Origin of the sequence: Chryseobacterium sp. C-71 (assembly GCF_020911865.1) — a bacterium.
Lineage (GTDB): Bacteria > Bacteroidota > Bacteroidia > Flavobacteriales > Weeksellaceae > Chryseobacterium.
Genome location: NZ_CP087131.1, coordinates 1,483,099 through 1,494,738 on the forward strand (window position 1 = coordinate 1,483,099; position 11,640 = coordinate 1,494,738).

Annotated in this window: 12 protein-coding genes and 15 tRNA genes; 1 reads left to right on the plus strand and 26 read right to left on the minus strand. The window is 35.0% G+C overall.

Going from position 1 to position 11,640, the window contains the following annotated elements; genetic code table 11:
- Positions 1 to 57: 57 nt before the first annotated feature.
- A complete protein-coding gene (locus LNP04_RS06660) occupies positions 58 to 1,575 on the minus strand; it encodes a TROVE domain-containing protein (RefSeq protein WP_229985770.1) in 1,518 nt (505 codons plus the stop codon).
- 355 nt (positions 1,576 to 1,930) lie between these two features.
- On the opposite strand from LNP04_RS06660, the gene LNP04_RS06665 reads away from it, so the two are divergent.
- Positions 1,931 to 2,377, plus strand: a complete 447-nt coding sequence (locus tag LNP04_RS06665; RefSeq protein ID WP_229985771.1) for a VOC family protein — start codon at positions 1,931 to 1,933, stop codon at positions 2,375 to 2,377.
- Between the two features lie 57 nt (positions 2,378 to 2,434).
- Here LNP04_RS06665 and LNP04_RS06670 read toward each other — a convergent pair whose 3' ends face one another.
- From LNP04_RS06670 to LNP04_RS06790, 25 genes are all read right to left on the minus strand, one after another.
- On the minus strand, positions 2,435 to 2,986 hold the full coding sequence (locus LNP04_RS06670; RefSeq protein ID WP_229985772.1) for a 3'-5' exonuclease: 552 nt from the start codon (positions 2,984 to 2,986) through the stop codon (positions 2,435 to 2,437).
- Positions 2,987 to 3,086: 100 nt separating this feature from the next.
- Entirely contained in the window at positions 3,087 to 3,635 is a 549-nt protein-coding gene (locus LNP04_RS06675) for a 3'-5' exonuclease (protein WP_229985773.1), read from the minus strand.
- Positions 3,636 to 3,732: 97 nt separating this feature from the next.
- Complete coding sequence (locus LNP04_RS06680; RefSeq protein WP_229985774.1) at positions 3,733 to 3,930, minus strand: hypothetical protein; 198 nt, start codon at positions 3,928 to 3,930, stop codon at positions 3,733 to 3,735.
- Positions 3,931 to 3,933: 3 nt separating this feature from the next.
- Positions 3,934 to 4,296 (minus strand): metallophosphoesterase, encoded by a 363-nt coding sequence (locus LNP04_RS06685; RefSeq protein ID WP_229985775.1) that lies wholly within the window; start codon positions 4,294 to 4,296, stop codon positions 3,934 to 3,936.
- A gap of 176 nt (positions 4,297 to 4,472) precedes the next feature.
- Complete coding sequence (locus LNP04_RS06690; protein WP_229985776.1) at positions 4,473 to 5,420, minus strand: peptidase; 948 nt, start codon at positions 5,418 to 5,420, stop codon at positions 4,473 to 4,475.
- Positions 5,421 to 5,624: 204 nt separating this feature from the next.
- Positions 5,625 to 6,638, minus strand: coding sequence for an RNA ligase, Rnl2 family (locus tag LNP04_RS06695; protein WP_229985777.1), 1,014 nt, complete (start codon positions 6,636 to 6,638; stop codon positions 5,625 to 5,627).
- A gap of 5 nt (positions 6,639 to 6,643) precedes the next feature.
- Positions 6,644 to 7,207: a DinB family protein gene (locus LNP04_RS06700; protein WP_229985778.1), complete on the minus strand. Its 564-nt coding sequence runs from the start codon at positions 7,205 to 7,207 to the stop codon at positions 6,644 to 6,646.
- A complete protein-coding gene (locus tag LNP04_RS06705; RefSeq protein ID WP_229985779.1) occupies positions 7,207 to 7,578 on the minus strand; it encodes a cyclic-phosphate processing receiver domain-containing protein in 372 nt (123 codons plus the stop codon). The genes LNP04_RS06700 and LNP04_RS06705 overlap by 1 nt, the downstream gene beginning before the upstream one ends.
- A 4-nt stretch (positions 7,579 to 7,582) precedes the next feature.
- Positions 7,583 to 8,128, minus strand: coding sequence for a 3'-5' exonuclease (locus LNP04_RS06710; protein ID WP_229985780.1), 546 nt, complete (start codon positions 8,126 to 8,128; stop codon positions 7,583 to 7,585).
- A 95-nt stretch (positions 8,129 to 8,223) separates the two neighbouring features.
- A complete protein-coding gene (locus LNP04_RS06715; RefSeq protein WP_229985781.1) occupies positions 8,224 to 8,709 on the minus strand; it encodes a ribonuclease H-like YkuK family protein in 486 nt (161 codons plus the stop codon).
- A 90-nt stretch (positions 8,710 to 8,799) separates the two neighbouring features.
- Positions 8,800 to 8,870 (minus strand) — tRNA-Trp (locus LNP04_RS06720).
- An 8-nt stretch (positions 8,871 to 8,878) separates the two neighbouring features.
- Positions 8,879 to 8,951, minus strand: a tRNA-Gln gene (locus tag LNP04_RS06725).
- Between the two features lie 98 nt (positions 8,952 to 9,049).
- Positions 9,050 to 9,114: transfer RNA gene (locus tag LNP04_RS06730), tRNA-Leu, on the minus strand.
- A gap of 144 nt (positions 9,115 to 9,258) precedes the next feature.
- Positions 9,259 to 9,331, minus strand: a tRNA-Glu gene (locus LNP04_RS06735).
- An 84-nt stretch (positions 9,332 to 9,415) separates the two neighbouring features.
- Positions 9,416 to 9,499: transfer RNA gene (locus LNP04_RS06740), tRNA-Tyr, on the minus strand.
- Between the two features lie 176 nt (positions 9,500 to 9,675).
- Positions 9,676 to 9,757, minus strand: a tRNA-Cys gene (locus LNP04_RS06745).
- Between the two features lie 332 nt (positions 9,758 to 10,089).
- Positions 10,090 to 10,161, minus strand: a tRNA-Asn gene (locus LNP04_RS06750).
- Positions 10,162 to 10,298: 137 nt separating this feature from the next.
- A tRNA-Glu gene (locus LNP04_RS06755) sits at positions 10,299 to 10,371 on the minus strand.
- 6 nt (positions 10,372 to 10,377) lie between these two features.
- A tRNA-Pro gene (locus LNP04_RS06760) sits at positions 10,378 to 10,449 on the minus strand.
- Between the two features lie 198 nt (positions 10,450 to 10,647).
- Positions 10,648 to 10,732: transfer RNA gene (locus LNP04_RS06765), tRNA-Ser, on the minus strand.
- 5 nt (positions 10,733 to 10,737) lie between these two features.
- Positions 10,738 to 10,811: transfer RNA gene (locus tag LNP04_RS06770), tRNA-Arg, on the minus strand.
- A 4-nt stretch (positions 10,812 to 10,815) separates the two neighbouring features.
- Positions 10,816 to 10,889, minus strand: a tRNA-Lys gene (locus LNP04_RS06775).
- A gap of 7 nt (positions 10,890 to 10,896) precedes the next feature.
- A tRNA-Arg gene (locus tag LNP04_RS06780) sits at positions 10,897 to 10,970 on the minus strand.
- A gap of 8 nt (positions 10,971 to 10,978) precedes the next feature.
- Positions 10,979 to 11,052: transfer RNA gene (locus LNP04_RS06785), tRNA-Ile, on the minus strand.
- Between the two features lie 8 nt (positions 11,053 to 11,060).
- Positions 11,061 to 11,128: transfer RNA gene (locus LNP04_RS06790), tRNA-His, on the minus strand.
- Positions 11,129 to 11,640 lie beyond the last annotated feature (512 nt).

The window sequence follows — 11,640 nt, forward strand, 5'->3', positions numbered from 1 at the left end:
ATCAAATAGCTCCTAAAAAGTTGGTTATTAGTTTTTTATTTTTAAAAGCAGTGCCTTTTACAGCACTACTTTTTTTATCATTTCTACGGCAGATTTTCGGTCTTCCAAAGCATTCAATACATCGAAAATTTTGTCGGACCAACCTGCGATAAGGTATACATCATTTTTTCTGACATCCAACGGTGGTTTTCCGTAACCCGCCAAGTCAAAAATATACAATTTTGCATTTGGATTGATCTTTTTGTATCGGCTCCAGGAGTTTCCGAAAGCGTTGGTAAATCCACCGGTATCCCACATTTGGGTGTCGGTAAACAACATGATCTTATCTGCTTTTTCTTTTTTGTTGATCAAATCTTCTATCACCAGATGACCGTTTGTGGCGTAACCCACTTCACCTTCCCGCTTGTAGAAAGCATCCACGTTTCTCAAGATACCGTTTTTAGGCATCGGAACTCTTTTCCAACGATCACCAAACATTCCTGAAATCACATTTTTGCACTGCGACTGCAACATCATCGACATCAAAAGACCTATATCATACAACAAAACCTTAGATTTCGGAGAAACCGGCTGTTGCATCGATCCGGAAACATCTGCCGCAGTCACCACCGAAGTATCGAAACCAAAACCTTTGATATTTTTCGCACTCACCATCACAGCATCTTCCAATGCTTCTAAGATTGATGACAAGTAAGGTGAATCGATCGTTTTCAATTCTCTGTACGCCGCCAAAAATCTGAATAGCAACTGTTTTGAATTTCTCACCGCTCTTTCATCCGACAAATAGTTGCACACTTTGTACATCGCATCTGACGAAACGTTGGCTTCTAATATGTTTCGCAGGTTTCTCAATGTTGCCATGTAACCTAGTTTGTTGCTGAAAATCAATTCTTCCCATTTGTTTTTGAAAGCTGATTTTCTTTCTGCTGCATCAGCAAATTTGGTCTGACCTAAAACCGAAAGCTCAACCTCCCAAGTGTATGGAGTTTCCAACGCATCGTTGACGATTTTGTTGAAAATTGCCTGTTGGTTTTCATCTTTTGCCTTTGGGTGAACCAAAAACAAAGCATCTTTCAAAGTAACTTCCGCTTTTCTGTTGTATTTTGCGAATTGGTATTCATCAAATTTATTGAAAGATTTCACCAAACCTTTTTGGATTTGTTTTGAAAGCTTGTTCAATTTTTTTGTTTCTGTTCTTCCATTTGCCAATTGATAATACGCCAGCAATTCTGTGATTTCGTCTGCTCTTTGGATCACTCCGTCAACGGTTTTGCTTACCAAGTCTGTACCTGAAGCTTGTTTTGCCAATTCGGTCGTCAAAACCAATGGAATTGAACGCAAATACATATCTTTTCTTGCATAAACCGCCAATTTCGCAACAAATTCAGGATCGTTTTTCTGAATCAGAGACTGGATTCTCTCTAATCTGTCATTTCCTTTTTCATAGGTTGTGTTTGATAATCCTGTTGTAACAACAGCACTATATAGTTCTTCTGCAGGTGTCATTGTATACGCTTTTGCACCTTCGTAGTTGGTCACTATTTTATTTTCCTTTCTTAAAAAATTAAATTTCATGGTTACTGTTTTTTTGTTAAACATTTTTGGAGGATTATCGTTCCCTCTCTGATTTCTGATGCAAAGTAAGGATGGTGTTGCGCAGTATTTTTGCGTAGTATAATTTTTTTGTGAAAAGTTTTATTTTTTTATTAATTAATAGTTTTTGAACATCATAATAACAATAAAGTTTGTCATTCCGTAGGAATCTCTACAATGCTTTTATGAATTTAAACCGTTGAGATTCCTACGGAATGACAAAGATGCCGTTGAGTCTACAATAAATAAAATCTATCTTTCATTTTACGTAAAGGAATTGCTAATTTGAAGTTTTTGGAAATCGGTTATATAGCTTTGTATAAATTAAATTTAAGCTATGATAAAAGGATTATATGAAACTCACGTTCAGGTTAGCAGCCTCGAAAACTCAATACAATTTTACACTGAAGTCTTAGGTTTGGAGTTTGCTCACAAAGACGAAACCCGTCCGATTGCATTTTTATGGATTGGAAAAGGAAAAGAAGCCATGTTGGGTTTGTGGGAACAAAAAGAAAATTTACAGACAAGACATTTTGCTTTTTCTGCTAACAAAGAAGATATTTTAAATTATTCTGTTGAGTTTTTAAAAAATAAAAATTTAACGCCTTACAATTTCCTGAAAGACGGAATAGATAAACCAATGGTTTTTGCGTGGATGCCTGCATTAGCGATTTATTTTAATGATCCTGATGGAAATCAACTGGAATTTATTTCTATTTTGGAAGGTGACGGAAAACCTGAGTTGGGTGTACTTTCTTATGAAGATTGGTTGAAGAGGAAATAAAAAAACTTCCTTTTTAAAAAAGAAGTCATCATTATTTTATTTGCTAAGTTATAGAATTTAGTATTGCTTTAAACACCAATGCAAAATCTTCGCAATATTTTTAGCATCATCTACACCTCTGTGATGAGTGCCTTCAAGCTTTAGATTCAGCTCGCCTAAAGCTCTTGCCATACCGACACTTTTTCTGACGGTCGGATGCAATTCTCCGAACAAAGTTTTCACGTTGATATGATCATCACTCAAAGGATAATCTACATTGAATCTTCTTGCCTGGTCTTTAAGCATATTCAAATCGTAATTTCCATAACTTGCCCAAGTCAGATCTTCAGAATCGTATTCTGCTCGTAGAATATCTAATGCATCTTCTAACAAAATGCCTTCGTCATCAAGCATTTGTTGCGTAATGGAAGTCAGTTCCGTACAAAACGGACTTACTTTTGAATATTGAGGTTTCACTAAGATCCCTTCATTTTGCGAAATCTTACCAGTTTTTGCATCCATGATACAAACTCCGATCTCTATGATTTCACTTTGCTGACCTCTCGGCGGGCGGTCGTTCCAACACGTAGCTTCGAGGTCTATAATTAATATTTTGTCTGTTGTTTTCATTGTTATAATATTTATGGTTGGAAGTTTGAAGCTGGGGGTTGGAAGTGACTTATACACTGCAAAAACTTCCTGCTTCCAGCATCAATCTTCCTTACCAGATTTATCCCTGCAAAATTTCTCTCAAAATCCTGGCTGCATTGTAAGCATCGTCTGCTCCGCTGTGATGATTTCCTTCAAAATCCATATTCATCGCTTTAAGAGCTCTTTTTAAACCCATCATTTTGTAAAGTCCATTATAGGCTTTGAACTGATGCATAATGTTAATATAATTTTCTGAAAAAGGATTTTCGATACCGAGATAATCACACTGTTCCATGATTTGTTCTTTATCAAAACTTCCAAAACCTGCCCAGGTAAGCGTTTGTGAATTGTATTCATCTCTTATTTTCTCACATGCTTCTTCAAAATAGATTCCTTTTTCTTCAATTAACTGTGGCGTAATTCCGGTAAGTTCCGTACAAAATTTGTTGATTTTAGATCTTTCGGGAATGACGTAAATGCTCTGTTTCTTGGAAATTGCTTTTGTTGTTTGGTTTAATTCGCAAATTCCTATTTCTATAATATCGACTTTTTGACCGGCGGGAATTCTGTCGTTTTCCCAACAAGTCGCTTCTAAGTCGACGATTAATATTTGATTTGTTGTTTTCATAGTTTTTGGTTTAAAGGATGGAAGCAGGAAGTTAGAGGATGGAAGTTTTCTACCGCACGAAAACACTTCCAGCCTCCAGCTTCAGACTTCCAGCTTACTAATTTCTTGGAGCAAAAGGTGGCGTCCATTTTTTTGTTTTCATCAATTCCTTGACTTCTTCGTAAGAAACCGGATAAAAGTTATGGCAATCTACTCCTACATCGAAACTCAGAGCCATTTCATTGTCCGGCAATGTTCCGTGTGAATGACCGTAAAGCTGCCAAACTCCGCGGTGTGAGCCGTTCCATGTTCTCATGGCTTAATGAAAAAGTATGATTTTCTGTTTGCCGTTGCTGTTTTCAGGCTCATCGATTCTCAATTCGTGGTAATCTCTAATTGATGCGAATCTTTTCGGATAAGCCAAAGCTGCTCCTTCGTGATTGCCTTTTATAAGATGAATACTTCCGTTTAGTCGATCCAAAACTTCTTTAGTGAAATCGGGTTTGCCCAAACTGACATCACCCAAATGGTAGACTGTATCATCTTTACCGATTTTATCATTCCACCTTTTGATGAGTTCTTCGTTCATGTGTTCCAAAGACTCAAAAGGTCTTTCAGAGAATTTTATAATGTTTTCATGACCAAAATGATGGTCTGCTGTGAAAAATATATTGGGTTTCATTTTTTTTAATTGTTATTTTAACTACAAAAATTTAACATCATGTTTGTCATTCTGAAAGAATCTAAACGTAGATTGTTAAAATCTTTACTTTAAAAACTTTGCTTAGATTCCTGCGGAATGACAAACTTGCTCGATAATTAAATCAATAATTTTGTAGTTTTAATTAATAAATATTTTTAATTAATTTCCTTGAATACTTTATAAAAAGCAGTTTCAATTTCCAGTTGATCGTTTTCGACATATCTCCTTGAAAAGTGAATCGGAATGGCTTCCTGTACTTTACATTCTTTCATTATTTTTCCTGATGCAGAAGCGAAACTATGATAATTGATCTTTGCAAATTCCTGATCTTCATCTTTGTAAAATGTTTCGATGTAAACCATATCTGCTCCGTAGAAAACAGCTTTAATTTTTTCATAATTGTCTTCACAAACAGCATGATCCATAATTACCCCTAATTTATAACCTGCATTTCTTGTCAGGAAATGGAATAAATCTGAAGCTTTGTAAACTGTTTCTTCAATCTGAATTTCTTTGTTTGAACCACTATTTTCAAAAGCTAATTTCAATTCGCTAATCCATTTTCCTTTTTTGAATTCAGAAGCATTTTCATTAAAAGTGACTGAATCTTTTTCTTTAAATAAATAAGCGATTGAATCTGTTTTGTGATCAAGAATTGCGAATTCAACGTTCACACTTTCATCTTCAAAAAGGAAATTTTGAGTTGTTGCCAATTCAAGATTCCAATGTGGTGGTCGAATTTTATAAATATTAATTTTTTCTTTTGAAATGATCTCTCTTATTTCATATTCAATCGCATTTTCATCAATTAAATTCCAAGTGTAAGATTTTAATCTTGCTTCAATTTGATGATGAATATTTTTCGGTCCGCAAATCACGATTTTTTCTCCGCTTCCGATCTGATGTCTGAAAATTCCATCAAAATTTGAAAAATGATCAATGTGAGTATGACTGATGAAGATCGCTGAAACCGACTGCACTTCTTTCACTGTCAGTAAACTCGCTTCACCGCAATCACACAAATAATGCTTTGCTGAATTCGGGATTTTTATTAATATACTGATGTCTTCTTTTAAAAGACTTTTTATTTCTGCTTGTAACATTTCTTTTATTTTTTTAATCACAAAAATTCTACTCTCTGTTTGTCATTCTGAAAGAATTTAAGCTCGTTTTTTTTAACCATTATTTCTACAAGCATTGCTTAGATCCCTACGGAAAGACAAAACGAGTGTTTAATAAATAAAATTTTTGCGATTCTTATTGTTAAATTAAACTTATAAAAAAGTTTCGATAATAAATTACCGAAACTATACTTTTAGAGTCATTAACTCTTCTTTTACAACGTCAATGACTAAAGAATTCAACTTTTTGTTGATCCTTTTCTGTTCTTCTTTTTCTATGGTTGTGAAAACTTTCGGGAAATCTTTTTCAAAATCTTCCAAAATATCCTGTGAAAAAAGACCAATCACTTTGCCAATCATCTTAGGTTCAAATTCACCAATTTTGCTGACAACATTATTTAACCTATTTACAGTTGCATATTTTTGGATTTCTTCCCAAATATTTTTGGCATTTTCACTGAAATGAACTTCTTTTTGAATCGGTCTGTCTTTCCTAATCATTTTAGATTTCTCAGTCCACTTTTCATTTTTATTTTTCAAAATGACTCTTGAACCGTTTCCAAAATATTTAGTTTTCAAAGTTTTGACGATCGTTCCTTCACACATATTATTCTCGATTTCCGGCAATCCCAACCAAGCCGGAATTTTAGAATCGAAAACATTAGGGAACTTCAAAGCCTCTTCCAAAGTCCCTTGAAATAAGATTTTAGCGTAGAAAAATCCGGTTTCCTCGAAAATTTGATTAACCAAATCTGTATCCAAATAAGTTGTGCCGTTCAACTTGATGTCGAATGCGTAAAATTCGTTGTGAGGTGCATATTCAACACCTTTTTGAACTTTTATTGCATCTTTTACTGGCTCAACTTCTTTATGTTTGTAACCGCCACCGAACAATTCACCGTAGATTACTACAGTTTCCAAATCCGGATGGATCGTTTTCACTTTTTCGAACAAATCAAATACGTTTTTTCTGTAACGCTCCAACATTTGATGGGCATTATAGAATTTTTCATCCTTATCGATGAAAGCGGTTCTTTTGGCTATTTTAATCTCCTTTCCATCGGTAATGAAAGAGAAATTAGCGCCATGAACCTTTTCCTGTATAATGAAAACCTCATCCCCAAAACCCTGCAACCTGATCTGATCGATCACGCGGGTTTGGTAAGCATTTTCTATAGAGTTATATGTTTTGAAAATCATTTTTTTTAATTTTTAATTGTTTCTAATTCGTTATTCCTCATCTGAGTAACGTGTCTTTGGGCGTGAAGCGATAGGAAATAAATGTATTCATACACATTGATTTTTCCTAGCTCATTCACCGTCATTGTTGTTTTGCAGAGAAGACCTTCGCCGTTTTTCATTAAGTCTAAATAGTTTAAACATTGATTATACTGCTGAGAAATTAAACTTCTGATTTTATTTAAATTTAATTCTCCTTTCGGCTCCATGTGTTCTGGTCTTATCCATTCAAAAGCTCCGTATTCACCTACTTTATCAAAGTTTTCTTTATTGAAACTGTAGTTTTTTATTTCAAGAGTTAAGTCAAGATTTTGATAATTACGCATTGCTTTTTTTGAACCTTTTTCAATGAGAATTAACAAATAAAAGTTCGTCAGATAAATGTGTTCTAAAATTTGTTGAATCGTCCAACCTCCGTTTGAAGGCTGAAAGTTCAACGTTACATTATCTTTTTCAAACCATTTGTCGACCTCATCAAAACTGAGTTTCAAATGCGTTTTTATATCCTGAATTAATCTAAAAATGTCCATTATAATTTTTTAAAGTTGTTCAAAAGACCTTCAATATTTGCCTTTCCAACAGGATTCATTGAGTGACAGTAGAATTTTGGTAAGTCTAAATAGTTATCCATACAATATTCTACCAACCATTTTGCACAATCGTAACCTGTTTTTTCAACAAATTCCTGAGAATCTGGGGTTAAATAATGTTCATCGGCAAGGTCGTGGTCAAAAGAGATCATTTCCGGAAGTCCTTTTTCCAAAATCCTGTTGACAAATTGCTCGTAATTTCGAACGGTATGCCAGTCTTTTCTGAGGAAAATATCCTGTTTAGTGTACTTATGTGCCTCAATAGGATATCTTATATCATCCAGAAATAATAATCTTTTTGTTAGTTCCATTGCTTTAATTTTTTAAAACTTGATACAATAATTTTGCTGTGTTAAAAGCGTCATCTGCACCATTATGATTACTCCCTTCAAATTCTATATTTCTTGTCTGAAGTTCTTTCAATAGTCCAATTGGCTTTTCACCAGTCATTAAACTTATCAAGACTTTTAAATCAAGATACGTTTCACTGAAAGGAAATTTAACATCAAATTCTTTACACTGACTTTCCACAATCGATTTGTCGAATCCGCCATAACCGGCGTATGTTCTTCGTAATGAATTATATCTGTTTTTGATATTCGAACAGGCTTCTTTAAAAGAAAATCCGTCTTTTTCTAATTTTTCAGAAGTGATTCCCGTAAGTTGTGTACAGTATTCACTTACCTCTGATTGTGTCGGTTTTATCAAGTAACTTCTTTTATCTTCGATACTTCCATCCAACATATTGAGTTTGCAAATCCCGATTTCAATAATTTCTCTTTTTTGATTTTCAGGAGTTTGCCCTTTTTCCCAACACGTAGCTTCGATATCTATGACTATTACTTTGTCGTATAAAAACATTTTAATTTATTTTTTTTCAATGGAAGCTAGATGCAGGAAGTAAATATCATACTGTTAAAAAACTTCAAACTTCTCACATACCATTTCCCGCTTTATTACACCATCATATCAGCACAATTTGAACTTGCAAATGCGTAAGGTTTTGCCTTAAACACGTATCCCATTCCAAGAATATATCCCATTGCGTCTTTCAAAGCAACGTTGGATTTAAAATCCGGATCGGTGTTAATGTCTGCGTGTACCTCCATTTCCACATCATAAGTTTCCAGAATAGAGCAAATGGCGTAGGCGATTTCTACGGATTTGTTGACTTCGTTCAACATTCGCTCTTTGATACTGATATTCTGTATTTCTCTTTCTTTTCTGATAAAGGTAAACGCTCCTTTTCCCTCACGAATAAAGACAACTGCCGTAGCATAATTAATGGCGTCACCATAAACGTGGGAGTCTGAACCCACACACACTTTCAGTCGGTGTCCATTTGCCTGTTCGCGGATGATGGCTTCTTCTACCAAATGTGTGATAGAGTGTTGGAAAAATTTTCCGGTCATGTTTTGCCATGTTTGTTGTTGCGTTTCCATTTTTTCTACATGTTTTAAATTTGTTTTATTTAAATTTTAATTTGTTAGTTGTGAATCATCAATTTTTTAATTATTGACCATTCGGTTTTGCACTCCGAACTGGATTCGAACCAATACCATCAGTTTTGGAGACTGAGATGCTGCCATTACACTATCGAAGCAATTTTTGTTGATTCATCAGGACTCGAACCTGAACAACAAGAGTCAAAGTCTTGTGTGCTGACCAATTACACTATGAATCAGTTTCGCGGAACAGACAGGAATCGAACCTGTACCTCTAGTTTTTCAGACTAACGTGCAGACCTTCTACGCCACTCTTCCAAGATTTTAAATACTTTTGTACGGAAAGAGGGAGTCGAACCCCCAAAACCTTGAGCCTAAATCAAGTGTGTCTACCATTCCCGCGGGTTTTTATAAATAATAATTGATCAACTATCATTTATAAAATTAGGTCTGAGAAAAGCTTGTCTATATTTATAAACTATGCCTGTTATATTCGTAAAGATCTTCTGCGCTCGACAAACTTTTCTCTTTTCCATTTAAACCTAGTACTCTATAAGGGAATCGAACCCTTGTTTTCTGCTCGAAAGGCAGGCGTCCTGAACCGTTAGACGAATAGAGCGATAAAACAAACTGACTAGGAATCGAACCTAAACAACAAGAGTACATTTCCTGCATGCTGCCATTACATTATCAGCGGTGTTTGTGGAAGTAGTAGGATTCGAACCTACTCAGCAATAAAGCAACAGATTTACAGTCTGCCCCGACTCTCCAACTTCGGCGTACTTCCGGATTTTATAAATGATAGTTGATAAATGATTCAAATCTTCATTCTAGCTTCTAACATCTAATTTCTCATTTGAAGAAAAACAAAGCCTGTCATTATTTTTTTAGTTTGATATAAGAACTTCTACGCTCGACAAACTTTTACTTTTTCTTCGGAACTAATCTCATTTTAGTTATTTGAGATGGTTATGGGATTCAAACCCACTCAGCTCACGCAACGGTTTTGCAGACCGCCCCGACTCTTCCACTTCGGCGAACCATCGTTTTTTATGAGTAATCAATAATGGGTAATGAATAATTTCCACAATATTGATTATTCTTTTTTATTTAAATTTTCATTAAAAATAAAGCTTGTCTTAATTTTTTGTTTGATATAAGAACTTCTGCGCTTTGACAAACTTTAATTTAACCTAAAAATTTATATTATGTTTAAAGCTTTCATCTTTCTTCATCCATCTTCCAACCTTCATCTATTAATTTTCATTTTTTGAGTTAAGAAAAAGTCTGTCTATATTGTGTTTTTGGCGTAAAGATCTTCTGCGCTTGACAAACCTTTTCTCTTCTCTTTTGAAACAATTACCATTTAGTTATTTGCGATTCTGGAAAGGCTCGAACTTTCAACTTCTGGTTTAACAGACCAGCGCTCTACCATTGAGCTACAGAATCATTTTTTGTAATTTCGGAAGGATTGTTCATAAATTTTATTTTTAATTTTTTGTATTCACGAATCCTTCGGATTTCGAACCTTTAACCTTCGGCTTATGAAACCGATACTCTAACCCATTGAGCTACGAAATCATTTGTACTCCATAAGGGAATCGAACCCTTATTTACTGCTCGAAAGGCAGCCGTCCTAAACCATTAGACGAATGGAGCAAATTGTCTGGAAAGCAGGGTTCGAACCTGCGACCTCCCGCGTCCAAGGCGGGTAAACAACCACCGTTATCTTTCCAGTTTTGCAGATTCACTTCAAAAATCTTCTCCGAGAGACAGTCGGATCGGAAATTTTTCCGTGAACCTTTGCGGTCTATGCGAGATTGTTCATCATCACATATATTTTTCTTTTGAATTCACGAATGCTTTGCATTTCGAACTCGCAGTGCCTGAGCGACAGGCAGGCAGGTTAGCCATTACCTCAATAGACCTTTTTTGCGGAGAGCAAAGGAATTGAACCTTCACTACTGTCGTAGAACTCATTAGCAGTAAGCCGCAACAAACCAATATTTGCCTACTCTCCTTTTGTGACCTCGACAGGGATCGAACCTGTAACCCTGGGTTTAGAAAACCCATGCTCTATCCAATTGAGCTACGAGATCTTTGTAACCCCAGAAAGATTTGAACTTTCAACCCCCGGTTTAAAAGACCGGTGCTCTAACCATTTGAGCTATGAGATTCTATTTGTAATCTTAGAAGGGCTCGAACCTTCAACCTTTGGTGTCGTAAACCAACGCTCTATCCAATTGAGCTACAAGATTATCTTTTGTAATCTCAGAAGGACTCGAACCTTCAACCTTCGGCGTATCAGACCGATGCTCCAATCCATTGAGCTATGAGATTTTCACTTTTGGGTATCTCCGGGGATCGAACCCTGTTCTCCGGTTCCACAGACCGACGCTTTACCAAATAAGCTAAAGAAACCATAAAAAAAGCGCCTCTTTTCGGGAGGCGCTTTATATATTTTTGACGTGTCGCTACATTAGCTGACCCATTTATATAAGCACCTTTTATCCACAAATTCACTATCAAGAATACATGCAAGTCCCATCGGCTCTTGTCCGTGTCGTCTTGAATACTGATTAGATATGTTATGTAATTGTTTCATTATATTCTTGTTGTTTAAAATTGTTTTTTGAAAAGATTAAAAACGTGTTGCTTTTAATTTTCGGTTGCAAAGTAAGTATGATTTTTTTTAACTCACAAATTTATTTTTCAATTAACTATTTGAAAATCAATTAATTATAATTAAAATTTAGAGTAGAGTATTTCTGTCCGTAATATTTTACAGATATCTTAATTACCTAAATGACTGTCTCTCATCGGGTTATTGATCACGCTTTATTTTCTTATTAATTGTTCATTTTTGGTTAAATAATTTTCACTTTTATGGTTATTTTTTTTCATTCTAAATAATTTCTGCCCTAAAAA

What these genes read in the sequence shown, in the direction of transcription:
- LNP04_RS06705 (WP_229985779.1), bottom strand. Translation starts at nt 7,578, where the DNA reads ATGGAACTAACAAAAAGATTATTATTTCTGGATGATATAAGATATCCT.
- LNP04_RS06670 (WP_229985772.1), bottom strand. Translation starts at nt 2,986, where the DNA reads ATGAAAACAACAGACAAAATATTAATTATAGACCTCGAAGCTACGTGT.
- LNP04_RS06675 (WP_229985773.1), bottom strand. Translation starts at nt 3,635, where the DNA reads ATGAAAACAACAAATCAAATATTAATCGTCGACTTAGAAGCGACTTGT.
- LNP04_RS06710 (WP_229985780.1), bottom strand. Translation starts at nt 8,128, where the DNA reads ATGTTTTTATACGACAAAGTAATAGTCATAGATATCGAAGCTACGTGT.
- LNP04_RS06695 (WP_229985777.1), bottom strand. Translation starts at nt 6,638, where the DNA reads ATGATTTTCAAAACATATAACTCTATAGAAAATGCTTACCAAACCCGC.
- LNP04_RS06685 (WP_229985775.1), bottom strand. Translation starts at nt 4,296, where the DNA reads ATGAAACCCAATATATTTTTCACAGCAGACCATCATTTTGGTCATGAA.
- LNP04_RS06680 (WP_229985774.1), bottom strand. Translation starts at nt 3,930, where the DNA reads ATGAGAACATGGAACGGCTCACACCGCGGAGTTTGGCAGCTTTACGGT.
- LNP04_RS06715 (WP_229985781.1), bottom strand. Translation starts at nt 8,709, where the DNA reads ATGGAAACGCAACAACAAACATGGCAAAACATGACCGGAAAATTTTTC.
- LNP04_RS06700 (WP_229985778.1), bottom strand. Translation starts at nt 7,207, where the DNA reads ATGGACATTTTTAGATTAATTCAGGATATAAAAACGCATTTGAAACTC.
- LNP04_RS06690 (WP_229985776.1), bottom strand. Translation starts at nt 5,420, where the DNA reads ATGTTACAAGCAGAAATAAAAAGTCTTTTAAAAGAAGACATCAGTATA.
- LNP04_RS06660 (WP_229985770.1), bottom strand. Translation starts at nt 1,575, where the DNA reads ATGAAATTTAATTTTTTAAGAAAGGAAAATAAAATAGTGACCAACTAC.
- LNP04_RS06665 (WP_229985771.1), top strand. Translation starts at nt 1,931, where the DNA reads ATGATAAAAGGATTATATGAAACTCACGTTCAGGTTAGCAGCCTCGAA.